This window comes from Sphingomonas sp. CCH21-G11, assembly GCF_001555965.1.
Taxonomy (GTDB): domain Bacteria; phylum Pseudomonadota; class Alphaproteobacteria; order Sphingomonadales; family Sphingomonadaceae; genus Sphingomonas.
Map to the genome: position 1 here is coordinate 79,751 of NZ_LSHX01000050.1, position 21,518 is coordinate 101,268.

Below are 21,518 nucleotides of genomic sequence, written 5' to 3' on the forward strand. Positions count from 1 at the left end.
CCGGTCGGTGCGGCAACGACCCCCGCACCGATCGGCGGCGGGTCGAACGGGCAGGGGGCGGGGTCAGTTGCCGACGCGCGGGGCGAACCGGCCATGCTTGCGATACTGCACCAGATAGGCGGGCGCCACCGCCGACATCGGCGTGGGGTCGATGCCGAACGCCCGGATGCCCTCGGCCTGCGGCGAAACGACATTGTCGGCCTGCAGCATCCGCCACTGGTCCTTCGTGATCGGTGCGCCCGGCAGGAAGCCCAGCGACGCGATCGCCGCGCCGGCCGCGTCGGGCAGATCGACGATCACACGCCCGCGCCCCGTTTCGTCGTTGATCCATCGCACCAGCGCGCCCATCGTGATCACGTCGGGACCGCCCAGCTCGAACGTCTTGCCGCCATAGGCGCCGGGATCGGCCAGCGCCGCGACCGCAGCGGCGGCGACATCGCCGACATAGACCGGCTGAAAGCGCGTGTCCGGCTTCAGCACCGGCACGACCGGCGCGGTCGCGATCAGCCCCGCGAACCGGTTGATGAACTGGTCTTCACGTCCGAACACGATCGACGGGCGCAGGATCGTGGCGGCGGGGAAAGCCGCACGCACTGCGGCCTCGCCCTCGCCCTTCGACCGGCCATAGGCCGACGCCGATCGTGCATCCGCCCCGATCGCGGAGATATGGACCAGCGCGCCGCATCCGGCCGCCGCCGCAGCGCGCGCGACATTCTCCGCGCCCTGGCGCTGAACCGCGTCGAACCGGCCGTTCAGGATGCCGACCAGGTTGACGACGCCGTCCGCCCCGGCGAGCGCGCGCGCGACGCTGTCCGCACGGGTCAGGTCGGTCGCGACGAACTGGGTCTGGCCGACTGCGCCCTGCGTTTTCAGGAACAGCGCGGATCGCGGGTCGCGCTGGGCGACGCGCACGCGATGCCCGGCGCGCAACAGGTCCTGCGCGACATAGCGGCCCAGAAATCCGCCGCCACCGAACAGCGTGATGAGTTGGTCGGTCATTCCTGTCCTCGGTCCCCGCAATGGGCTGATGGCTTTACCGCATCGCCCTTGCCGTCTGTCGCGCCAAACGGCAAGTCGCGACGCGCCGCAGGCGCTACGTAGGCGCGCCGCAAAGGCCGGGGGGCAGGGCAGGGCAGGCGCACGCCTCGCCCGAGCGACCCCGCAGGCCTGGCGGCGTTTTTCCATACCGACCCCCAATCAAGCCGGTTGACATCCGTATTCGCCCCCCCTAGGTCGCGCCTCCTACCCCGTGCCCAGATGGCGGAATTGGTAGACGCACCAGCTTCAGGTGCTGGCGCTCGCAAGGGCGTGGAGGTTCGAGTCCTCTTCTGGGCACCAATACTGGCTTTGGATACGTCCAGTAAGCGGCTGATTTCATAGCATCTTTAGACTGAGAATCGCCAGACACCGTCTGGCGAAATCCGGCTAAGGGCATGTGCAGCGGCAACAAATGTTGCTCTACTGTTGCCCTCGGATTGACCCGGCCTTGCTGGGAAAACGACCATGCTGAACTACATCCAGATCAACGCTGCTAAGCCGAGGGAAAAGGCTTGGCGACGCCTTTTTGACGCTTGGCTACGGATGGTTTCCCGATGTGGTGGGAGGCGCATGGAACGGGCAGGGCAAGCTCATGGCTCTGGCCGCGACCATCGCCATCGCTGGGCATCCGCACTTCGGGCTGCGCCGGATCGGCCTGACCCTCTCGCCCGCCGCGGGCAGTCTGAAGGCCGCGGCAATCGTTGCTGCGGCCTATTGCGGCTTCTTTGTCGTGATCGCCATGCTCTTCCCTGCCGACCCGCCCAGTACGGAAGATGTCGCATTCCAGACGACGATGCCCGGTCTGGACGAAGAACTATTCTATCGGGGACTCCTGCTGTTCGCGCTCGACCAGGCGTTCCGGGGGCGCAAGCAGTTGCTGGGGGTCGATTGGGGCTGGGGGGCGGTGCTGTCATGCCTGCTGTTCGGCATGACGCATGCGTTCGGCTATTCCGATGGGGCCTTCGCATTCGATCCCCTACCATGGCGCTCACCGCCATTCCTTCCTTCATCGCGGTATGGCTGCGCCTGCGCACCGGCAGACTGCTGCTCCCCGTTGTGCTGCGCAATTTCGGCAACACGCTTTACTTCATCATCTGAAGTGAAGCGTCAGCCACGGCTTGATCGGGCCTGGGTATCGTTGGAGAGTTTGGGCGTGACCACCAACTCATTTTCAGTCCGGGGAGGCGGCCGGCAGCGGGTGACCGCCGTCAAAGCGTGTTCTGCCCTGAGTTTTGCGCGCCATTCTCACGATGAATATGGCGTCGGCCTGATGCTGGCTGGCGCTCAACGGTCCTGGAGCGGCAGGGGGCATGTCGAGGCCTTTGCTGGCGACCTCATCACGGTGAACCCCGGTGAAGTGCATGACGGCATGGCGATCGGCGACAGCCGCAAATGGGCCATGCTCTATCTCGATACGGACAAGGTGAGCGCCATCGCGGCCGATATCCACGAAGGCAAGCGCAGCGAAACAGAGTTTACCCGTCCGGTGCTTCAGAACGTGGTGGCTGCCCATAGGTTTGCCGCCGCTTACGCAGCCCATGAGCGCGGCAATGAAGATGCCATGGATGAGCAGCTCATCCTGCTTCTGGCCGGAATGCTGGGCGATCCGAGAACATCCCGGGCAAGGGCGCCGCAGTCGATTGACCAGGTCAAGGAACGGATCGACGCTGATCCAGCCGCCGATCATCCGCTCGACGAGTTGGCGCAGATATCAGGGACCAGCAGGTTCAAAACGCTGCGTGGTTTTGCCGCTCTGACGGGCCTCACCCCGCACGCTTATATCATTCAGCGGCGGCTCGACCTCGCCAAAGCCTTGATCCGCAGCGGTGTTGGCCTCGCCCAAGCTGGCAGCGAAGCGGGCTTTGCCGACCAGAGCCATTTTCACCGCACATTCGTTCGGCGCTTTGGCATGACCCCCGGTGCCTATGCTGCTGCCATGCGTTGAGCGTCTGCAATTTCCTTCAAGATCGCGCTGCACCTCCCGAATAAATCGACTCCATTGCAACTGCGGGGAGCAGATCATTGGAGCATCGTGCAGAAGCGATGGGATCGGGCGCCATCAGGCCATGTGCCGAGCATGAAAATCAGGCGATCATGGCCATCATCAACGAAGCGGCGATGGCGTATAAGGGCGTGATCCCGGCCGATCGCTGGCATGATCCGTATATGCCCCTGGATGCGTTAGAGGCCGAGATCGCTGCCGGTGTGCGCTTCACGGGCTACGCCATCGATGGTCTGCTCGTCGGCGTGATGGGCATTCAGAGCGTTCGCAATGTCCGCCTGATCAGGCATGCCTATGTCCTGTCGAACCACCAGGGTCACGGCATCGGCTCGGCATTGATCAATCACCTGCGGGGCAACGGCAACTCTCCCATTCTGATCGGAACCTGGGCTGCTGCAGTCTGGGCCATAGGCTTCTATCGGAGGCATGGCTTCGCGCTCGTCCCCGAAACGGTGACAGCGCAACTCCTGAAGACATATTGGGATGTGCCGGAGCGGCAGATCGCGACATCCGTGGTGCTGGCAGCGCCTGCACTGACGGTTGACAGCGCTCAGCAGCTTATCGCTGCGGCTTGCAATGATCCGGAGCTTCCGAATGATCTGCGATAACGGAGAAGTGGGACGTCACGTCCCGGAAACCCGTCGCCACGACGGCCTGCGTGGTCGCTTACGGGCACTGCGAGATGTTTACGACAGCGCCGGCGGACGCTTGCCGTGCCGTCTTCAGGCATGATTCCCTACGACAATGAGGGTCGCGCCACCTCCGACGGCCGCTCCACCTCCGTCGGCACCCTCGCCATCGACCGCTTCCTCCGCCCCGTCTGCTATCAGTCAGTCCCCGATGCGCTCTACCAGAGGCTCGGGTGATGAACTTTTAGTCAGGCGCTGTCAGACGAACGAGGCCGTTGCCCGGGGTGTGGCTGCAACGCTGCACGACGCGCTGGGCATCTGGAACCCCGACGCCATCGAGAAGCAACACGCCGCCTGGCTGCGCCCGACGAATCGTCGCCGTGCGAATTCGTTCAAGCACGTTACAACCGACAGCGTTCTTGCGCAGATTTTCCGTCCGGCTGCTGCCAAGCTCGCTAAAAACTGGCGCACCCGACAGGATTCGAACCTGTGACCTCTGCCTTCGGAGGGCAGCGCTCTATCCAGCTGAGCTACGGGTGCCGGCGCGAGGGCGTGCCTAGCAAAGCGTTGCGGCGTGCGCCAGCCCCGAGTGAGGGCGGGTCGCGATGCGATCTGCGGGGCTATTTACTGGCTGGCGGCTTCGCCAGCTCGACCGGCTGGAATTCGCCGAGCGCGCAGCCCGCGCCGGCCTGAAGCCCCGGTCCCTGGTTGAGCAGCACGGTGATGATGTCGACCGAGCACAGCTGCGAAATCGTCGTCGAATAGGAAAAGCGCCGCTCGAATCCGAGCTGCGGGCACGACTGGGGCAGGGTGTTGCGATACACCTTGCGGTTCGTCGTCGTGAAATCGATCACCCGGTCGTTGCGGACGATGCTCTGGCGGATCTGGCGCAGCGGGATGCAGCTCACCGGCTTGCCGACCGGCGTCGCCTCGGGCACCTGGTTGCGGTCCTTGGCCATGCCCGGCACGGCAATGGTCATCAGCATGGCGGCGGCGATCGGGTGGCGCATCGGTCCTGCTCCTTCATCGCCCGGCACGGTCGACGGCCGGTTCGGGCGTCTTGGCCTTGAACGCGCACAGCTCGACCACGCTGCATCGCCAGCATTCGGGCCTGCGCGCCTTGCAGATATATCGTCCGTGCAGGATTAACCAGTGATGAGCGTGCAGGCGGAACGGCGCCGGCGTCGCCTTGTCCAGCTTCAGCTCGACCGCGAGCGGCGTCTTGCCGCGCGCCAGGCCGGTGCGGTTGCACACGCGGAACAAATGGGTGTCGACGGCAAAGGTCTCGGCACCGAACGCGACGTTCATCACGACATTGGCGGTCTTGCGGCCGACGCCGGGCAGCCGCTCCAGCGCGTCGCGGTCGGCGGGCACCTGGCTCGCATGATCGCGGATCAGCGCCTGGCTCAGCGCGATCACGTTCTTCGCCTTGGCATTGAACAGGCCGATCGTCCTGATATGCGTCTTCAGGCCATCCTCGCCCAGTTCGACCATCTGCTCGGGCGTCGTCACTTCGGCGAACAGGCGGCTTGTGGCGCGGTTGACCCCGGCGTCGGTCGCCTGCGCCGACAGCACGACCGCGACGAGCAGCTGATAGACATTGCCATAGGCCAGCTCGGTTTCCGGATGCGGGTTCGCTGCCGCCAGCCGGGCGTAGAATTCGATGACGTCGGCTTTCTTCAAGGGCCCGGCTCTTCCTTCAAAGGCCCAGCACCGCGTCCATGGCAAAGCGCCCCGGCGGCTGGTCGATCAGCCAAAGGGCAGCGCGCACCGCGCCCTGGGCAAAGATCGCGCGGTCGTCGGCGCGGTGGGCGAGTTCGATCCGCTCGCCATTGCCCGCGAACAGTACGACATGGTCGCCGACGATGGTGCCGCCGCGCATGCTGGCGAAACCGATCGTCCCCGGCGTGCGCGCACCGGTCAGCCCGGCGCGTCCGGTGACCGCGGTCTCGGCGAGCGTGCTGCCGATCCCGCGCGCGGCGGCTTCGCCCAGCATCAGCGCGGTGCCCGATGGTGCGTCGCGCTTCTCGCGGTGATGCGCCTCGACGATCTCGATGTCCCAGTCGGGGCCGAGCCGCGCGGCGGCTTCGGCGACCAGCCGCGACAGCAGCGCGACGCCGAGCGAGGTGTTGCCGGTCTGCAGCACCGCGACCTCGCCCGCCGCCGCGTCGATCAGCGCATGATGCTGGGCGTTGAGGCCGGTGGTGCCGACCAGGATCGGCCGCCGGTGTGCGCGCGCCGCATCGAGATGCGCCTCCAGCGCCCCGGGGGCGGAAAAATCGACCAGGACATCGCTGTCGCGGGCCAGTGCGACCGGATCGTCGCCGGCGTCGGCGCCGCTGGCGGTCACGGTGCCCATCTCGCCGACCACCGCGGCGATCGCCCGGCCCATGCGCCCATGGCTGCCGTAGATGCCGATCCGGGTCATGCTGCTCTCCTGCGCGTTCGACGTTGCCCGCGCCTTTGGCAGAAAGCGGCAGGCGCGCCCAGCCTGTTCGCGGGGCGCGGCGCGGGATAAGGACGGGGAATGACGGAAATTCGCAACATCGTCGTGCTGACCGGCGCGGGCATTTCGGCGGAAAGCGGCATCGCCACCTTTCGCGGGCCGGGCGGGCTGTGGGAGGGGCACCGGGTCGAGGACGTGTGCACGCCCGAGGCGCTGGCGCGCGATCCGGTGCTGGTCCACCGCTTCTATGACGAACGCCGTGCCGCGCTGGCGCGGGTCGCGCCCAACGCCGCGCATGTCGCACTCGCGCGGCTCGATGCCGAATGGCCGGGCGGGCTGTTGATCGTGACCCAGAATGTCGACGACCTGCACGAGCGCGCGGGGGCGAAACGACTGATCCACATGCATGGCGAGCTGAAATCGGCGCTGTGCGCGCATTGCGGCGATCGGCGGGCGTGGGAAGGGGCGTTGCCGCCCGCCACCGAATGCGGCCGCTGCCGCCTGCCGTCGCTGCGTCCCGACATCGTGTTCTTCGGCGAGATTCCCTATCGGATGGACGCAATCGACACCGCGATTGCCGGTTGCGACCTGTTCGTGTCGATCGGCACGTCGGGCGCGGTCTATCCCGCCGCCGGTTTCGTCCGCACCGCCCGCCACTGGGGCGCACACACGCTGGAGATGAATCTCGATCCCTCGGAGGGCAGCTTGTTCTTCGACGAAACCCGGCTGGGGCGGGCGGGGGAGCTGGTCCCCGCCTGGGTGGATGCGGTGCTCGCGGGCTGACCGCTCACCCCCGCTCGACCAGCCCAGCCTTTTCGCGCCGGTCGACATGCAGTTCGAACACGTCGGGGCGGGCATAATGGCCGTCGGTGTCGAGCGCGGTCAGCGCGCGGCCGATCTGGCTGAGGTCGAGGTCGGCGACGAGCAACTCCGCTTGCGCGCCAGCCTGCGCTGCGACCGTTCCTTCGGGGGTGATGATTGCGCTGCCGCCCATCTGGAGCTGGCCATCGGCCATCCCCATCAGCAGCGCGCGCGCGTCCGTATCGCCGCCGACCCGCGCGAGCCCGTCGAGCACCTCGTCGCGGTGCTGGATCGTGCCTGCGGCCAGCACGAAGCAGCGGCCCTCGAACGCATAGTGGCGGCTGGCGACCGCATACATCTCGCGCACCGTGGGCCAGGCGGCGACGTGCACCGCTTCGCCGGCATGGTGCATGGCCGCGCGCGCCAGCGGCATCCAGTGTTCCCAGCAGATCAGCGACCCGATCGCGCCCCAGTCCGCCGCATGCACGTCCAGCGTCGACCCGTCGCCGCGCGCCCAGATCAGCCGCTCGCCATGCGTCGGCACCAGCTTGCGGTGGGGCAGCGGCGGCTGGCCAGGACGGAACAGATATTGCGTGTTGGTCAGGCTGGACCGCACGCGGGCGTGCGCACCGACGCTGACCAGCACGCCCGCCTTGTCGACCAGCGCCTGAAGCGGCTCCAGCCGCGGGTCGTCGTCACGCACCGCCTGGTCGAGCAGGATGGCGTGCAGCGCGCGCGTGCCGGGATGGTCCCACATCGCCGCGTCGGGGGCTTCGTCGAGCCAGAGCGGATAGCCGCCCAGAAACGTCTCGCCAAACGCAATCACCTGCGCGCCCGCGTCGATCGCGCGTTTGACATGGCCGATCAGTTCGCGGATGCCCTCGCCGATCGCCAGCGGCAACGGCGCCGCCTGAACGATTGCTGCGCGTATCTGTTTCGTCATTCCACCCAGTCCAGCCCCATGTCGCGATAGAGGGTGCGATCCTCCATCCATTCGGGCCGGACCTTGACGTGGAGATACAGGTGCACGCGCACCCCCATGATCCGCGACAGCTCGGCCCGCGCCCGCGCGCCGATCTCCTTAATGCGGCTGCCGCCCTTGCCTAGGACAATAGCGCGCTGTGTTTCGCGCGCGACCAGGATCTGCTGGTGGATTTCGACCGATCCGTCCTCGCGCTCCTTGTACAGCTCGGTATCGACCGCGCTGGCATAGGGCAGCTCGGCGTGGAGCTGGAGGTAAAGCTGCTCGCGGGTCACCTCGGCGGCCAGCATCCGGTCGGTCGCGTCGGACACCTGGTCCTCGGGGAAATGCCACGGCGCTTCGGGCATCCGCGCCGCCAGCGCCGTCTTCAGCTCGGCCACCCCGTCGCCGGTGGTGGCCGACACGAAATAGGTCTCGGCGAACCCCACCCGTTCGTTCAACTTTGCGGCGAGGGTCAGCAGGCGCGGCTTGTCGGCGATGTCGACCTTGTTGAGCACCAGGAACTTGGGCTCGTGCCGCGCCGCCAGCCCCTCGGCGATGTCGGCGACGCGCTGGGGCAGCCCGCCCTTGGCATCGACGACCAGCGCGATGACGTCTGCGCCCTCGGTCCCGCCCCACGCGGCGGCGACCATCGCGCGGTCGAGCCTGCGTTCGGGGGTAAAGATGCCCGGCGTGTCGACCAGCAACAGCTGGGTCGCACCCTCGATCGCCAGGCCCATCAGCCGCGCGCGCGTCGTCTGCGCCTTGGGACTGACGATCGCCACCTTCTGGCCGACCAGCGCGTTGACCAGGGTCGACTTGCCGGCATTGGGTGCGCCGACGATCGCGACCAAGCCGCAATGCTGTAATTGGATTTCGGGGGTTTCGGTCATCGTCCGGTCACTTTGTCAGTTGCGCAAGCAGCGCGGCGGCGGCGGCGGTTTCGGCTTCCTGCTTCGATGCGCCTTCGGCTTCGGCCTCGGCCAGTTTGCCGATCGAGGCACGCACGCGAAAACGCGGCGCATGGTGCGGCCCGGCGCGCTCGACGACCTCGTACACCGGCGCGCGGCGCTGATGCGCGGCCGCCCACTCCTGCAACGCCGACTTGGGGTGGCGCGGCGCGTGCGTCTGGGTGTCGATCCGGTCCGCCCAGACGCGGCGGACGAAATCGCGCGCGGCACCCATGCCCTGGTCGAGATAGAGCGCGCCGATCAGCGCCTCCATGACATCGCCCAGCACATTGTCGCTTTGTGCCGCACCGTCGTCGCGCGCCTGCTTGCCCAGCCGCAGCAGCGCGGGCAGGCCCAGCTGCCGGGCGACCGCGGCACAGACGGGTCCGGTCACCAGCGCGTTGAGGCGCCTGGACAGCGCGCCCTCCGGCTCGCCGCCGAACCGCTCATACAGCCATTCGGCGATCAGCAACCCCAGCACCCGGTCGCCCAGAAACTCCAGCCGCTCGTAGTTCTCGGCGCGCTGACTGCCATGGGTCACGGCGCGCAGATAAGGGGCCAGGTCGGCGGGCGTGTGGCGGAAATGGGTCGCAACCCATCCCGCCACGTCCGTGTCGCTCAAAAGCCTTCCCCGATGCGCCCCCAGCGTGCGGCGGTGAACCACGTCCAGGGCAGCAGCCACTGGGCGCTGCCGTCGGTCGACCAGAAATTGACCACCGCCTTGCCCTCAAGATTCTGCATCGGGACATATTCCAGCCCGCCCGCCTCGCGCGCGAAGCGGCTGTCGGTCGAATCGTCGCGATTGTCGCCCATCATGAACACATGGCCGGCCGGCACGGTGAAGACGGGGGTATCGTCGCCGGGGCTGAACCCCTGGTCGAGCACCAGATAGCTCTTGCCGTTGGGCAGCGTCTCGCGGAACTGCGGATAGCGACAGATCGGGGTGCCGTCGGCGGCCTGGTCCTGGAACGCGCCGCGGCATCCGAAATTGGGGGTGACCGGCAGCACGAAATCGGCGACGCGCTGGCGCGGCACCTGCTTGCCGTTCAGATACAGGACGCCGCCCTGCACCTGCACCGTATCGCCGGGCAGGCCGATGACCCGCTTGATCCAGTCCTGCTCGTCCGCCGGCGGTGCCTTGAACACCACCACGTCGCCGCGCGCGGGGTCCGACGCCAGGATGCGGCCCGGGATCAGCGGCAGGCTCCACGGCAGCGAATGGCGCGAATAGCCGTAATTCCACTTGGTGATGAACAGATAGTCGCCGATCAGCAGGCGCGGCAGCATCGACCCGGACGGGATGTTGAAGGGCGAGAAGATGAAGCTTCTGACCACGAACATCAGGATCGCGAGCTTGAGCAGAAAGGAGAGGGTTTCGCGCCACTCGGAACGGGGCGGTTGCGCGGCTGCGCGGATCGATCTGGCCATGACCGCCCGCGTAGCGCCAATTTTTGCGCCGCGCCAGCTTTGCGGGTGGCGGATTGCGGGACGGGCGGTTAGGGCAACGCCAACCAGGCTCGCCCGCGCTTCTGATGGTTTGGTTCAGGGAGGGCGTCACCCCGGACTTGATCCGGGGTCCCGCTTTCTCGCGACCGGTCCGGCAGCGGGCCCCGGCGCAAGGCCGGGGTGACGGTGGAGCCGGGGCGTGGGGAGCGGTCCGATGTTCCGAGTCACGCGATTGATTAAGACCGGGTGGTGAGCCCGCAGAGGAGTCGCAATATGAGTGAAGCCGACTGGAGCGCCATTGACGCGCTGAAGCCTACGCCGATCGCAAGCCTGTTCGACGGCGATCCCGACCGGCTGGCACGCCTCACGCTAGATATCGCCGGCATCCATTTCGACTGGTCGAAGACCCATCTCGACGCCGCCGCGCTTGACGCATTTCAGGCGCTCGCCACCTCGGCGGGTCTTGTGGCCAAGCGTGACCAGCTGTTCGCCGGCGCCGCGATCAATGTGACCGAAGGCCGCGCCGCCGAACACAGCGCCGAACGCGGCGAGGGCGCGCCTGACAGCGTCGAGCGCGCACGTGGCTTTCAATCCCGGATGCGCGCGCTGATCGACGCAATCGAGGCCGAGGCGCTCGGCCCCGTCCGCCACATCCTGCACATCGGCATCGGCGGCTCCGCGCTCGGCCCCGACCTGATCGTCGACGCGCTCGGTCGCGATGCCGACCGCTACGACGTCGCGATCGTTTCGAATGTCGACGGCCTGGCGCTCGAGGAGGCGATTCGCGACTTCGATCCCGCCGCGACCCTCATCGCAATCGCGTCGAAGACGTTCACCACCACCGAAACGCTGCTCAACGCGGAAAGCGCGATCGCGTGGCTCGCCGAAAGCGGGGTCGCCGATCCCTATGGCCGCATCGTCGCGCTGACCGCCGCGCCCGACAAGGCGATGGCGTGGGGCGTGGACGAAACCCGTATCCTGCCGTTCGCCGAAAGCGTCGGCGGGCGCTATTCGCTGTGGTCGTCGATCGGCTTTCCCGCCGCGCTCGGGCTCGGCTGGGACCAGTTCGAGGAGTTGCTGGAGGGCGCGGCCGAAATGGACCGCCATTTCCGCCTCGCCCCGCTCGATCGCAACGCGCCGGTGCTCGCCGCGTTCGCCGACCTGTTGTATACTCAGGTGATGGGCTGCGCGACCCGCGCGACCTTCGCCTATGACGAGCGGCTGCGGCTGCTGCCCAGCTATCTCCAGCAGCTCGAAATGGAATCGAACGGCAAGCGCGTGACCGCCGATGGCCAGCCGGTGACCCGCGCGACCGCGCCGATCACCTGGGGCGGGGTCGGCACCGATGCCCAGCATGCGGTGTTCCAACTGCTCCATCAGGGTACGCATGTCGTCCCCGTCGAGTTCGTGGCCGTGGTGGAGCCCGAGGACGCGCTCGCCGACGCGCACCACCGCCAGTTGCTGCTCAACGCCTTCGCCCAGGGCGCCGCGCTGATGAAGGGCCGCGCCAACGACGATGCGGCGCGCGCCTATCCCGGCGACCGGCCGTCGTCGACGCTGCTGCTCGACCGGCTCGACGCGCGCACGCTCGGCGCGCTCATCGCCTTCTACGAACAGCGCACCTTCGTGAATGCGGCGCTGCTCGGCATCAACCCGTTCGACCAGTTCGGGGTCGAGCTCGGCAAGGAAATGGCCAAGGCCGCCGACCAGGGCGGGCTCGACTTCGATCCCTCGACCCAGGACCTGATCGCCCGCGCGTTTGGCTAGACCCTGCAACTGAGAACCTTGTCACCCCGGCCTCGTGCCGGGGGCCCGCTGCTTCTCGCGCCGGATCAGGCAGCAGGACTCCGGCTACAACACCGGGTGACGGGGCGTCATGGGCGAATTGGCCTTCGTCCTTGCGCCGGTCAGGCTGCCACCCTATGTGTATAGAGTTGCCCGAGGATACACATCATGCGTACCAATATCGACATCGACGATGACTTGATGGCGGAGGCCATCAAGGCAACCGGAGCGAAGACCAAGAAGGAAGCCGTGGAGATCGCGCTCCGCAAGACCGTGCAGATCGGTCGCCAGCGCGAAATCCTCAAATATTTCGGCAAGATCGACTGGCAAGGTGATCTCGATGCCATGCGGCGCGACGATTGATCGTCGTTGACTCGAGCGTTTGGATCGACGCGCTGCGGGGCAACCACACCCGAGCGGTCGCGGCGTTCCAGGCAATGACGATGAGTGACGAGGTGCTCGTCGGTGATCTTGTTTTGATGGAGGTCCTCCAGGGGATTCGCGAGGACAAGCTGTTTGAAGCGTTTCGACGCGACATGCAGGTATTCCCGGTGATCGAGGTCGGCGGCGAGGAAATCGCCATCGCCGCCGCGCGCAATTATCGCATCTTGCGCGCAAAGGGTGTCACGGTCCGCAAGACGATCGACACGCTGATCGCGACGCGCTGTATTCGCGACGGGCTGGCGCTGCTCTACAGCGACCGTGATTTCGACCCCTTTGTCGAGCATCTGGGGCTGATCCCCGTGCTCGACCCCGCATCCGGAGTGAATTGATGGCATTCGACTACGACCTCTTCGTGATCGGCGCGGGATCGGGCGGCGTGCGCGCCTCGCGCGTCGCCGCCGCGCATGGCGCGCGCGTCGCCGTGGCGGAGGAGCACAAGGTCGGCGGCACCTGCGTCGTGCGCGGCTGCGTGCCCAAGAAGCTGCTCGTCTACGGCGCGCATTTTGCCGAGGATCTGAGCGACGCGCGCAATTTCGGCTGGGACGTGCCGACCTGCGGCTTCAACTGGCCACGGTTGCAGGCGAACGTGCTGGCCGCGGTCGACCGCATCATCGATTCCTACACCTCGACCCTGGAGCATCATCAGGTCGAGATCTTCCGCGAGCGCGCGACGGTCAGCGGCCCGCAGGAGGTGACCCTGGCCAGCGGGCGGACGGTTACTGCCGAACGCATCCTGATCGCCACCGGCGCGCGCCCGCACATTCCCGATTTCCCGGGGTGCGAGCACGGCATTACCTCGAACGACGTGTTTCATCTGGAAACCCTGCCCAAGCGGGTGCTGATCGCGGGCGCGGGCTATATCGCCAACGAATTTGCCGGCATCTTCAACGAATTCGGCGCGCAAGTGACGCTGATCAACCGCAGCGACGTGATCCTGCGCGGTTATGACGAATCGATCCGAGACCGGTTGCTCCAGATCTCGATGACCAAGGGCATCGATTTCCGCTTCAACACCAGCTTCAAGTCGATCGAGAAGCGCGACGACGGCACATTGCGCGTCGATCTCGACGGATCGGACGCGATGGAGGTCGACACCGTGCTGTTCGCCACCGGCCGCGTCCCCAATACCCGCGGCCTCGGCCTCGAAGCTGCCGGGGTCGAACTCGACAAGGGCGCGGTCAAGGTCGATGCCGACAACCAGTCGCGCTGCCCCAGCATCTATGCGGTCGGCGACGTCACCAACCGGGTCCAGCTCACGCCCGTCGCGATCCGCGAGGGCCAGGCCTTTGCCGATACCATCTATGGCAACAAGCCGACGCGGGTCGACTATAGCTGCATCCCCAGCGCGGTGTTCAGCCATCCGCCGATGGCGGGTGTCGGCATGACCGAGGGCGAGGCGCGCAACCGGCTCGGCTCGATCAAGGTCTATCAGTCCGATTTCCGGCCGATGAAGAACGTGCTCGCCGACCGCAACGAGCGCGCGCTCTACAAGATGATCTGCGAAAGCGACACCGGCCGCATCGTCGGGCTGCACATGATCGGCCCCGACGCGCCCGAGATCCTTCAGGTCGCCGCAATCGCGATCAAGGCACGGCTGACCAAGGATGCGTTCGACCAGACGGTCGCGCTCCACCCGACCATGTCGGAGGAACTGGTGCTGATGCGCTGACGGGCGTCGGGCGCGGACGCCCGAAACCGACCCCCGTCACCCCCGACCTGATCCGGGAGCCGGAATCACGTCGGCTTCGCGCGGGTCGTCGCCGTCCCCGCGGTCGGCGATCGTGGCCGTCACCGCGACGTCCATCGTCACATTGCCGAGCGTGCGCATGATGTCGGGCAGGGTTTCGACCGCGACCAGCAGCGCGAGCGGCTCGATCGGGACGCCGATGGCCGAGTTGATCGGGGCGATCGAGGTCACGAAGCTGATCGTACCGGGCAAGCCGACCGACCCCATCGTCGTGATCGCCGCCGCGGCAATGCCGATCGCGACGCTGTAGGGGGTCAGCTCGATCCCGTACCAATGCGCGATGTAGAAGGCGACGGCGACGTTCATCGTCGGGCTCGTCGCGCGAAAGATCGCCACCGCCATCGGCAGGATGACACTCGACTGCGCATGGGCTGCGCCCAGCGCATCCGCGCCGCGCAGCATTGCGGGCAGGCTGGCCAGCGAGGACTGCGTGCTGATCGCCACCGCCCATGCGGGCAGCATCGCGCGGACGAACGCACCCGGCGATCGCTTGCCCGCCAGCGCAACGAAAAAGGCGAGCAGAAAAATCATCAGCCCCACCGACGAGACGATCAGCACATAATGGGCCAGTGCCCCCAGCGCCGCGCTGCCCGTCCGCGCGCCCAGCCCGAATGCGAGCGCGGTAACGCCGACCGGGGCCAGCCACAGCACCCAGTTGATGATGATGATCATCGCCTCACCGATCGCATCGAACAGCCCGACCAGCGTGCCGCGATGCGGTTCGGGCAGGCGCACGACCGCAAAGGCGAAGATCAGCGTGAACACGATCAGCGGCAATAGCTGATCCGTCGCCGCCGCGTTGATCGGGTTGGTCGGCACCATGCCCTTGATGAACTCGACGAAGGGCGGCACCTCGCCCACGTCGCCGGCCCTGCTCAGCGCGCTTTTCAGCGCATCGGCCGATGCCCGCGGCATCGGGAACAGGGCCAGCAGTCCCAGCGTCATCAGCCCGCCCAGCGCCGAGAACACCCATAGCAGCGCGACGAAGCGCGCCAGTACCTTGGCCGCGAAAGCGGTGGCGCTCGCCGCGCGTGCCGCCCTGGCGATGCCGACCACCAGCAACGCGACGACCAGCGGCACGATCGTCATGCGCAGCCCGTTCAGCCACAACGTCCCGATGGGGTCGGTCCAGCCCGCGATCCGGCTCGTCGCGTCGGGGGCCCATTCGCCCATGGCGATGCCGGCCACCAGCCCCAGGATCAGCGCGGCCAGGATGCGGGTTGCCTGTGACATGCTCGCCCTTCTTGAAAACGGGCGCTATCACACCGGCCCAACAGACTGCGCAAGGTGAAGACAGGCAGCGTAATGGCAAGAAAATATTTCGGAACCGACGGAATTCGCGGACCCACCAACGCATCGGCGATGACGGCTGCGACGGCGATGAAGGTCGGTATGGCGGCCGGCGCGCATTTCCAGCGCGGCGATCATCGCCACCGCGTGGTCATCGGCAAGGATACGCGGCTATCGGGCTATATGCTCGAAAACGCGCTGACCGCGGGCTTCACCTCGGTCGGCATGGACGTGGTGCTCGTCGGGCCGATGCCCACCCCGGCGGTGGCAATGCTGACCCAGTCGATGCGCGCCGATATCGGCGTGATGATCTCGGCCAGCCACAATCCCTATGCCGATAACGGGATCAAGCTGTTCGGGCCCGATGGCTACAAGCTGTCGGACGCGGACGAGGAAGCGATCGAGGCGCTGATCGACGGCGACGTGCCGCTCGCGCCCTCGGCCGAAATCGGACGCGCCCGCCGGATCGAGGATGCGCGCGGCCGCTATATCCACTTCGCCAAGTCGACCTTTCCCGCCGACCTCCGCCTCGACGGGCTCAAGCTGGTGGTCGATTGCGCCAATGGCGCCGCCTATCAGGTCGCACCGTCGGCGCTGTGGGAGCTGGGGGCCGAAGTCATCACCATCGGCGTCACCCCAAATGGCAAGAACATCAATGCCAGCGTCGGCTCGACCGCACCGGAAACGCTCTGCGAAACCGTGGTCGCCAGCGGGGCGGCGATCGGCATCGCGCTCGACGGCGACGCCGACCGGCTGATCGTGGTCGATGAACAGGGGCATATCGTCGACGGCGACCAGCTGATGGCGACGATCGCGACCGGCTGGGCGCGCCAGGGCCGGCTCGCCGGCGGCGGCCTGGTGACGACGGTGATGTCCAATCTGGGGCTGGAACGGCACCTGTCCGCCCAGGGGCTGGGCATGGTCCGCACCAAGGTCGGCGACCGTCATGTCCTCGAAAAAATGCGCAGCTCCGGCTACAATGTCGGCGGGGAGCAGTCGGGGCACATCATCCTCGCGGATTATGCAACCACCGGCGACGGCCTGGTCGCCGCGCTCCAGGTGCTCGCCGAACTGGTCCGCGCCGGCGCGCCGGCCAGCGAAGTGCTCCACCGCTTCGATCCCTTGCCCCAGCTCCTCCGCAACGTCCGCTTCACCGGCGGCAAGCCGCTCGACGACCCGCGCGTTCAGGACGTGATCGCCGCCGCCGAAGCCGAACTCGACGGCCGCGGCCGCCTCGTCATCCGCCCGTCGGGCACGGAACCGGTGATCCGCGTGATGGCCGAAGGCGACGATGCCGATCAGGTCGAGGCGGTAGTCGACCGCATCTGCGACGCGGTCAGGGTAGCGGCGGGGTAGGGGTCCGGGGACCATAACGCGCGAGCGTCACCTTGGCCCCGGCCCGGTTGACGTTGGTCACTTTTCCTGGCTCGTCACCCCGGCCCACGTGCCGGGGTCCACCGCGCCGCCAGACGCAACGCTTGCCGAGCCGGGCGGAGGTCGCGCTCCTTCCGCCCTATTGCCGACGTCGCACATCGTAACGCAGCCAGCCCCGGCGGCACGGTGGACCCCGGAACACGTCCGGCGTGACAAGCCTGGTAACGCGACAATCGTCACCCCGGCCTCGTGCCGGGGTCCATCGTGCCGCCGGGCATCACCTTCAACGGCTCAAGCCCGAACCCCACCGCCAGGTCGTTCCACGCCGGGTTCTGCGCCTCGATCAGGTTGCGCTTCCACTCGCGCCGATACCGCTTGAGTTGCTTCTCCCGCGAGATCGCCGCTTCCATCGTCGCGGCGAACTCGAAATAGACCAGCCGATGGACGCTGAACTGCGCGGTAAAGCCGCCGAATGTCCCGTCGCGGTGCTGCACGATCCGCGCGAGCAGGTTCGATGTTACGCCGACATAAAGCGTGCCATTGTACCCGCTGGCGAGCATGTAGACGCAAGGGTTCCGCTCAATCGTCACGAGGCCGAACGTGCCGCCCGGTGGACCCCGGAACAAGTCCGGGGTGACGACTTTGTGCGCATCGCGCTCGTCACCCCGGCCCCGTGCCGGGGTCCACCCGGCCACTGCGCGCAAAGCGCGGCCGTCTTTCCAACCGCGCCCGCCACCGCTACCACCGCCGCCATGCTCGACATGCGCCCCGATTGCGAACGCTGCGGCGTCGACCTGCCCGCCGCCGCGCCGGGGGCGTTCATCTGTTCGTTCGAATGCACCTTCTGCGCCGAATGCGCCGACGCGCTCGACGATCGCTGCCCCAATTGCGGCGGCGAGCTGATGGACCGGCCGACCCGCACCGGCGCGGCGTTGAAGCGCCATCCCGCCAGCAGCGAGCGCAGGCACAAGGGCTGATCGGCACGCCACGACCCTGTCCTACATCCACCCCATCGTGGCACACCCACCGCCGATGTCGCGGCACCTTCGCCTTCGCCAGAACCCCGGCTTGACACCCCCGCCGCGCCGGTGGGACAGACATCGCGCCATGCCCGCAACTTCCGCAACTTCGCCGTCATGACGCCGCGCATCCTGATCATCGCCGGGTCCGATTCGGGCGGGGGCGCGGGCATTCAGGCCGACATCAAGACGGTGACGATGCTGGGCGGCCATGCGATGACCGCGATCACCGCGATCACTGCCCAGAACACGCAGGGGGTCGACGCCGTCCACGCGGTGCCCGCCGACATGGTGCTGGCCCAGATCGACGCGGTGGTCGGCGATATCGGCGTCGACGCGGTCAAGATCGGCATGATCGGATCGGCGCGCACCGCGCTCGCCGTCGCCGAGCGGCTGGCCGAGCTGAAGGGCGTACCGATCGTCTTCGATCCCGTCATGGTCGCAACCTCCGGCGCGGCGCTGGCCGACGATGCGACGATCGGCGCGTTCGAGCGGCTGATGCGCGTCGCTACGCTCACCACGCCCAACCTGCCCGAATTGAAGGCGCTGTCGGGCATGTCGATCCTCGACCGCGAGGCGCAGCGGGCGAGCGCGCGCTCGCTCGCCGATCGCCGCCAGTGCGCGGTGCTGGTCAAGGGCGGGCATGGCAAGGGCCGCCAGGTCACCGACCGGCTGTTCCAGGTCGCGCCCGATGCGCCGCCCGAGATGGAATGGAGCGCGCCGCGCATCGACGGCGACGCGACCCATGGCACCGGCTGCACGCTGTCGGCCGCGATCGCCACCGAACTCGCCAAGGACTGGACCCTGGCCGAAGCGATCGCGCGCGCGCGCAGCTTCGTGCGGATCGCGATGCAGGATGCGGCCGGGCTCGGCCATGGCCATGGCCCGATGGCGCAGCAATCGGTGCGGCTCGACCTCAACCTCAGCCGCTTCGCGCCGATGTTCAACCAGGTGACCGTCCCCGCCGACGACTATGCCGCCAGCGAGCATTTCTATCGCCTGCTCGGCCTCAAGCAGATCGTCCGCGCCAAGCCGCGCTATGCGCGCTTCGAGAGCGAGGGCGGGGCGACCTTCTCGATCGCCCAGCGCGACGCGGGCGCGCATGCCCGCCCGATGGTCTATTTCGAATGCGGCGACCTCGACGTCACCTTGTCCTATCTGCGCGCGCAGGGGGTGACGATCGACGACGGGCCGGTCGACCAGGACTGGGGCTGGCGCGAGGCGCGGCTGACCGATCCCGCCGGCAATGCGATCTGCTTGTATCAGGCGGGCGAGATGCGCCGCTATCCGCCGTGGCGGATCGACGACGATGCCTGATTTCGCGCATGAGCTGGAACACGGGCCTCCGGTCGCCGGCGTGGACGAGGCCGGGCGCGGTCCGCTCGCCGGTCCGGTGGTGGCCGCCGCCGTCATCCTCGACCCCGATTGCATTCCCGACGGTATCGATGATTCCAAGGCGTTGAGCGCCATCGCCCGCGCGCGGCTGGCGGGCGAGCTGCTGGGGTGCGCGCGCATCGGCATCGGCGTCGCCAGTGTCGAGGAAATCGACCGGCTCAACATCCTGTGGGCAACGATGCTGGCGATGCGCCGCGCGGTCGATGCGCTGGCGGTCGCCCCGCGCATGGTGCTGGTCGACGGCAATCGCTGTCCCGACTGGCCCTGGCCCAGCCGTGCGCTGGTCGGCGGCGACGCCATCTGCCTGTCGATCGCCGCGGCGTCGATCGTGGCGAAGCATCACCGCGATACCCTGATGGCGGAGGCCGATCGCGCGCATCCCGGCTATGGCTGGGCGTCGAACAAAGGCTATGGCAGCCGTCAGCATCTCGCCGCGCTGCGCGACCTCGGCCCGACCCCGCTCCACCGCCGCAGCTTCGCCCCCGTCGCTCAGGCGCTGCTGCCGTTGTAAGGCCGCTTACTGCCAATGTCCGTCACCCCGCACTTGTTGCGGGGTCCACCCGCCGCCTGTGGCTGTCCAAGCCGATCCGGGCGTCATCGGCGCCATTGGCGAATTTTCGCCGCGCTATCCAACCACAGCGCGATTGGCTCGGTGGACCCCGGCACGAGGCCGGGGTGACGCGCGTGCGGGCGAACAATTCCACGGCCAGAGTCTTTTCGGCCACACCCCCATTACTGGGTGAGGTCGTTTCGGCGCGGACTCAATATCTGGTGGCCGGGCCGCCTTTCCTTCGGCGTTAACGATTTGCTCAGTCTTTTCGTTAACCAATGTTTGCTTGACGCGGCGGGCCATTTGCCGACCTTCGCGCTCCGGTTTGAGGGGGGAAGAGCATGACCGTGCTGACCAGGGTTCGACAAAGATCGGTCGCCACGCCGGCCCCCGTGCTGCCGCTCGGCCAGATCCTGATGGACGACTGCATCGCCGCGATGCGCGCGCTGCCGGCGGCGTCGGTCGACATGATCTTCGCCGATCCGCCCTACAACCTCCAGCTCGGCGGCGACTTGAACCGCCCCGACGGCAGCCATGTCGACGCGGTGACCGACGACTGGGACAAGTTCGACAGCCTGGCGGTGTATGACCGCTTCACCCGCGACTGGCTGGCGCAGGCGCGCCGCATCCTCAAGCCCGACGGCACGATCTGGGTGATCGGCAGCTATCACAACATCTTCAAGGTCGGCGCGGCGATCCAGGATCTCGGCTTTTGGATCCTCAACGACATCATCTGGCGCAAAGCCAATCCGATGCCCAATTTCAAGGGCACGCGGTTCACCAACGCGCACGAGACGCTGATCTGGGCGTCGATGGGCGAAAAGGCGCGCTACACCTTCAACTATCGCCAGATGAAGACGCTCAATGACGAGCTTCAGATGCGCTCCGACTGGGAATTTCCGATCTGCGGTGGACAGGAGCGGCTGAAGCAGGACGGGCACAAGGTCCACCCGACCCAGAAGCCCGAAGCCCTGCTCTATCGCATCCTGCTGGCGTGCACCAAGCCGGGCGACGTGGTGCTCGACCCGTTCTTCGGCACTGGCACGACCGGCGCGGTTGCCCGGCGTCTGCGCCGCGAATGGATCGGCATCGAGCGCGAGCCCGCCTATGTCGCCGCCGCGCGCGCGCGCATCGACGCCGCGCTGCCGCTGGATGAATCGGCGGTGACGACGATGAAGTCTGCAGTGAAGGCGCCGCGCGTCGCCTTCGGCCTGCTCGTCGAAAACGGCCTGATCGCCCCCGGCACGGTGCTGAGCGATGCGAAGCGGCGCTGGCATGCGACCGTGCTCGCCGACGGGTCGCTCGCCTGTGGCGATACGACCGGCTCGATCCACAAGGTCGGCGCGACGCTGCAGGATGCGCCGTCGTGCAACGGCTGGACCTTCTGGCATGTCGAGGGCGACCGCGGCCTCGAACCGATCGATGCGCTGCGTCAACGCTATCTGCTCGCCACCCAGCCTTGAGGGGGGATGGTTGCTTAATCGACCTTTTTTTCGGACCCGCTCATCCTGAGTAGTCGCTGAGCTTGCCGAAGCGGCGCATCGAAGGACGAACGCGCGGGTGCCTCCTTCGATACGGGCCTTCGGCTTCGCTCAGTCCCTACTCAGGATGAGCGGGTTGAGTTTGGACGGCGTACGGTGA

23 protein-coding genes and 2 tRNA genes are annotated in these 21,518 nt (G+C 67.3%); 14 read left to right on the forward strand and 11 right to left on the reverse strand.

Annotation, left to right across the window (positions count from 1 at the left end):
- Positions 1 to 63: 63 nt before the first annotated feature.
- A complete protein-coding gene (locus tag AX676_RS13425; protein ID WP_066481588.1) occupies positions 64 to 999 on the reverse strand; it encodes a complex I NDUFA9 subunit family protein in 936 nt (311 codons plus the stop codon).
- 252 nt (positions 1,000 to 1,251) lie between these two features.
- On the opposite strand from AX676_RS13425, the gene AX676_RS13430 reads away from it, so the two are divergent.
- The 4 genes from AX676_RS13430 (at position 1,252) to AX676_RS17425 (ending at position 4,162) form a co-directional block, all read left to right on the forward strand.
- Positions 1,252 to 1,338 (forward strand) — tRNA-Leu (locus AX676_RS13430).
- A gap of 226 nt (positions 1,339 to 1,564) precedes the next feature.
- A complete protein-coding gene (locus AX676_RS18140) occupies positions 1,565 to 2,983 on the forward strand; it encodes an AraC family transcriptional regulator (RefSeq protein WP_197417212.1) in 1,419 nt (472 codons plus the stop codon).
- Between the two features lie 77 nt (positions 2,984 to 3,060).
- Complete coding sequence (locus AX676_RS13440; RefSeq protein WP_231726233.1) at positions 3,061 to 3,648, forward strand: GNAT family N-acetyltransferase; 588 nt, start codon at positions 3,061 to 3,063, stop codon at positions 3,646 to 3,648.
- 307 nt (positions 3,649 to 3,955) lie between these two features.
- Positions 3,956 to 4,162, forward strand: coding sequence for a hypothetical protein (locus AX676_RS17425; RefSeq protein WP_082730867.1), 207 nt, complete (start codon positions 3,956 to 3,958; stop codon positions 4,160 to 4,162).
- Here the strand turns inward: AX676_RS17425 and AX676_RS13445 are convergent.
- From AX676_RS13445 to dapB, 4 genes are all read right to left on the reverse strand, one after another.
- Positions 4,133 to 4,209: transfer RNA gene (locus tag AX676_RS13445), tRNA-Arg, on the reverse strand. The two genes, AX676_RS17425 and AX676_RS13445, sit on opposite strands and share 30 nt — an antisense overlap.
- 80 nt (positions 4,210 to 4,289) lie before the next feature.
- Positions 4,290 to 4,679: a hypothetical protein gene (locus tag AX676_RS13450; protein WP_066481591.1), complete on the reverse strand. Its 390-nt coding sequence runs from the start codon at positions 4,677 to 4,679 to the stop codon at positions 4,290 to 4,292.
- Between the two features lie 13 nt (positions 4,680 to 4,692).
- Positions 4,693 to 5,352 carry an endonuclease III gene (gene nth, locus AX676_RS13455; RefSeq protein WP_066481593.1) on the reverse strand — a complete coding sequence of 220 codons (660 nt, stop codon included), beginning with the start codon at positions 5,350 to 5,352 and terminating at the stop codon, positions 4,693 to 4,695.
- Between the two features lie 16 nt (positions 5,353 to 5,368).
- The gene (dapB, locus tag AX676_RS13460; RefSeq protein WP_066481595.1) at positions 5,369 to 6,097 is read right to left on the reverse strand and encodes a 4-hydroxy-tetrahydrodipicolinate reductase; all 729 of its coding nucleotides are present in this window, start codon (positions 6,095 to 6,097) and stop codon (positions 5,369 to 5,371) included.
- A 99-nt stretch (positions 6,098 to 6,196) separates the two neighbouring features.
- Here dapB and AX676_RS13465 point away from each other — a divergent pair, with 99 nt between their 5' ends.
- Positions 6,197 to 6,898, forward strand: a complete 702-nt coding sequence (locus AX676_RS13465) for an NAD-dependent deacylase (protein ID WP_066481598.1) — start codon at positions 6,197 to 6,199, stop codon at positions 6,896 to 6,898.
- A gap of 4 nt (positions 6,899 to 6,902) precedes the next feature.
- Here the strand turns inward: AX676_RS13465 and AX676_RS13470 are convergent, their stop codons facing one another.
- From AX676_RS13470 to lepB, 4 genes are read right to left on the reverse strand one after another with little or no spacing between them, the layout of a single operon-like run.
- Positions 6,903 to 7,859 (reverse strand): carbon-nitrogen hydrolase family protein, encoded by a 957-nt coding sequence (locus AX676_RS13470; protein ID WP_066481600.1) that lies wholly within the window; start codon positions 7,857 to 7,859, stop codon positions 6,903 to 6,905.
- Positions 7,856 to 8,770: a GTPase Era gene (gene era, locus AX676_RS13475; RefSeq protein WP_066481602.1), complete on the reverse strand. Its 915-nt coding sequence runs from the start codon at positions 8,768 to 8,770 to the stop codon at positions 7,856 to 7,858. The genes AX676_RS13470 and era overlap by 4 nt, the downstream gene beginning before the upstream one ends.
- Positions 8,771 to 8,777: 7 nt before the next feature.
- On the reverse strand, positions 8,778 to 9,449 hold the full coding sequence (rnc, locus tag AX676_RS13480; protein WP_082730866.1) for a ribonuclease III: 672 nt from the start codon (positions 9,447 to 9,449) through the stop codon (positions 8,778 to 8,780).
- Positions 9,446 to 10,255 carry a signal peptidase I gene (gene lepB, locus AX676_RS13485; RefSeq protein ID WP_066481611.1) on the reverse strand — a complete coding sequence of 270 codons (810 nt, stop codon included), beginning with the start codon at positions 10,253 to 10,255 and terminating at the stop codon, positions 9,446 to 9,448. The genes rnc and lepB overlap by 4 nt, the downstream gene beginning before the upstream one ends.
- A gap of 291 nt (positions 10,256 to 10,546) precedes the next feature.
- Between lepB and pgi the strand changes: the two genes are divergently transcribed.
- The 4 genes from pgi (at position 10,547) to gorA (ending at position 14,171) form a co-directional block, all read left to right on the forward strand.
- Positions 10,547 to 12,040 carry a glucose-6-phosphate isomerase gene (gene pgi, locus AX676_RS13490; protein WP_066481613.1) on the forward strand — a complete coding sequence of 498 codons (1,494 nt, stop codon included), beginning with the start codon at positions 10,547 to 10,549 and terminating at the stop codon, positions 12,038 to 12,040.
- A gap of 186 nt (positions 12,041 to 12,226) precedes the next feature.
- The gene (locus AX676_RS13495; RefSeq protein WP_066481614.1) at positions 12,227 to 12,421 is read left to right on the forward strand and encodes a type II toxin-antitoxin system VapB family antitoxin; all 195 of its coding nucleotides are present in this window, start codon (positions 12,227 to 12,229) and stop codon (positions 12,419 to 12,421) included.
- Entirely contained in the window at positions 12,418 to 12,831 is a 414-nt protein-coding gene (gene vapC, locus AX676_RS13500) for a type II toxin-antitoxin system VapC family toxin (protein WP_066481615.1), read from the forward strand. Before AX676_RS13495 ends, vapC begins: the two co-directional genes overlap by 4 nt.
- Positions 12,828 to 14,171 (forward strand): glutathione-disulfide reductase, encoded by a 1,344-nt coding sequence (gorA, locus tag AX676_RS13505; protein ID WP_156437796.1) that lies wholly within the window; start codon positions 12,828 to 12,830, stop codon positions 14,169 to 14,171. Before vapC ends, gorA begins: the two co-directional genes overlap by 4 nt.
- A gap of 36 nt (positions 14,172 to 14,207) precedes the next feature.
- Here the strand turns inward: gorA and AX676_RS13510 are convergent, their stop codons facing one another.
- Positions 14,208 to 15,482 (reverse strand): dicarboxylate/amino acid:cation symporter, encoded by a 1,275-nt coding sequence (locus AX676_RS13510; protein WP_066481618.1) that lies wholly within the window; start codon positions 15,480 to 15,482, stop codon positions 14,208 to 14,210.
- A gap of 72 nt (positions 15,483 to 15,554) precedes the next feature.
- Between AX676_RS13510 and glmM the strand changes: the two genes are divergently transcribed.
- Entirely contained in the window at positions 15,555 to 16,895 is a 1,341-nt protein-coding gene (glmM, locus tag AX676_RS13515) for a phosphoglucosamine mutase (protein ID WP_066481620.1), read from the forward strand.
- Positions 16,896 to 17,149: 254 nt separating this feature from the next.
- On the opposite strand, the gene AX676_RS13520 is transcribed toward glmM, so the two are convergent.
- Positions 17,150 to 17,473, reverse strand: a complete 324-nt coding sequence (locus AX676_RS13520; protein WP_066481621.1) for a GIY-YIG nuclease family protein — start codon at positions 17,471 to 17,473, stop codon at positions 17,150 to 17,152.
- Positions 17,474 to 17,665: 192 nt separating this feature from the next.
- Between AX676_RS13520 and AX676_RS13525 the strand changes: the two genes are divergently transcribed.
- The 4 genes from AX676_RS13525 to AX676_RS13540 all read left to right on the forward strand — a co-directional run bounded on the left by AX676_RS13525 (position 17,666) and on the right by AX676_RS13540 (position 21,340).
- Positions 17,666 to 17,890 (forward strand): DUF1272 domain-containing protein, encoded by a 225-nt coding sequence (locus AX676_RS13525; RefSeq protein ID WP_066481622.1) that lies wholly within the window; start codon positions 17,666 to 17,668, stop codon positions 17,888 to 17,890.
- A gap of 159 nt (positions 17,891 to 18,049) precedes the next feature.
- The gene (gene thiD, locus AX676_RS13530) at positions 18,050 to 19,249 is read left to right on the forward strand and encodes a bifunctional hydroxymethylpyrimidine kinase/phosphomethylpyrimidine kinase (protein ID WP_066481685.1); all 1,200 of its coding nucleotides are present in this window, start codon (positions 18,050 to 18,052) and stop codon (positions 19,247 to 19,249) included.
- The gene (locus tag AX676_RS13535; RefSeq protein WP_066481623.1) at positions 19,242 to 19,838 is read left to right on the forward strand and encodes a ribonuclease HII; all 597 of its coding nucleotides are present in this window, start codon (positions 19,242 to 19,244) and stop codon (positions 19,836 to 19,838) included. Before thiD ends, AX676_RS13535 begins: the two co-directional genes overlap by 8 nt.
- A gap of 380 nt (positions 19,839 to 20,218) precedes the next feature.
- Positions 20,219 to 21,340, forward strand: coding sequence for a site-specific DNA-methyltransferase (locus AX676_RS13540; protein ID WP_066481633.1), 1,122 nt, complete (start codon positions 20,219 to 20,221; stop codon positions 21,338 to 21,340).
- The last annotated feature ends 178 nt before the right edge of the window (positions 21,341 to 21,518 follow it).

Excerpts from the sequence above, each read along its gene's own strand:
- AX676_RS13425 (WP_066481588.1), bottom strand. The coding sequence starts at position 999 with ATGACCGACCAACTCATCACGCTGTTCGGTGGCGGCGGATTTCTGGGC.
- AX676_RS13450 (WP_066481591.1), bottom strand. The coding sequence starts at position 4,679 with ATGCGCCACCCGATCGCCGCCGCCATGCTGATGACCATTGCCGTGCCG.
- dapB (WP_066481595.1), bottom strand. The coding sequence starts at position 6,097 with ATGACCCGGATCGGCATCTACGGCAGCCATGGGCGCATGGGCCGGGCG.
- AX676_RS13465 (WP_066481598.1), top strand. The coding sequence starts at position 6,197 with ATGACGGAAATTCGCAACATCGTCGTGCTGACCGGCGCGGGCATTTCG.
- AX676_RS13470 (WP_066481600.1), bottom strand. The coding sequence starts at position 7,859 with ATGACGAAACAGATACGCGCAGCAATCGTTCAGGCGGCGCCGTTGCCG.
- era (WP_066481602.1), bottom strand. The coding sequence starts at position 8,770 with ATGACCGAAACCCCCGAAATCCAATTACAGCATTGCGGCTTGGTCGCG.
- lepB (WP_066481611.1), bottom strand. The coding sequence starts at position 10,255 with ATGGCCAGATCGATCCGCGCAGCCGCGCAACCGCCCCGTTCCGAGTGG.
- pgi (WP_066481613.1), top strand. The coding sequence starts at position 10,547 with ATGAGTGAAGCCGACTGGAGCGCCATTGACGCGCTGAAGCCTACGCCG.
- AX676_RS13495 (WP_066481614.1), top strand. The coding sequence starts at position 12,227 with ATGCGTACCAATATCGACATCGACGATGACTTGATGGCGGAGGCCATC.
- AX676_RS13510 (WP_066481618.1), bottom strand. The coding sequence starts at position 15,482 with ATGTCACAGGCAACCCGCATCCTGGCCGCGCTGATCCTGGGGCTGGTG.
- glmM (WP_066481620.1), top strand. The coding sequence starts at position 15,555 with ATGGCAAGAAAATATTTCGGAACCGACGGAATTCGCGGACCCACCAAC.
- AX676_RS13520 (WP_066481621.1), bottom strand. The coding sequence starts at position 17,473 with ATGCTCGCCAGCGGGTACAATGGCACGCTTTATGTCGGCGTAACATCG.
- AX676_RS13525 (WP_066481622.1), top strand. The coding sequence starts at position 17,666 with ATGCTCGACATGCGCCCCGATTGCGAACGCTGCGGCGTCGACCTGCCC.
- thiD (WP_066481685.1), top strand. The coding sequence starts at position 18,050 with ATGACGCCGCGCATCCTGATCATCGCCGGGTCCGATTCGGGCGGGGGC.
- AX676_RS13535 (WP_066481623.1), top strand. The coding sequence starts at position 19,242 with ATGCCTGATTTCGCGCATGAGCTGGAACACGGGCCTCCGGTCGCCGGC.
- AX676_RS13540 (WP_066481633.1), top strand. The coding sequence starts at position 20,219 with ATGACCGTGCTGACCAGGGTTCGACAAAGATCGGTCGCCACGCCGGCC.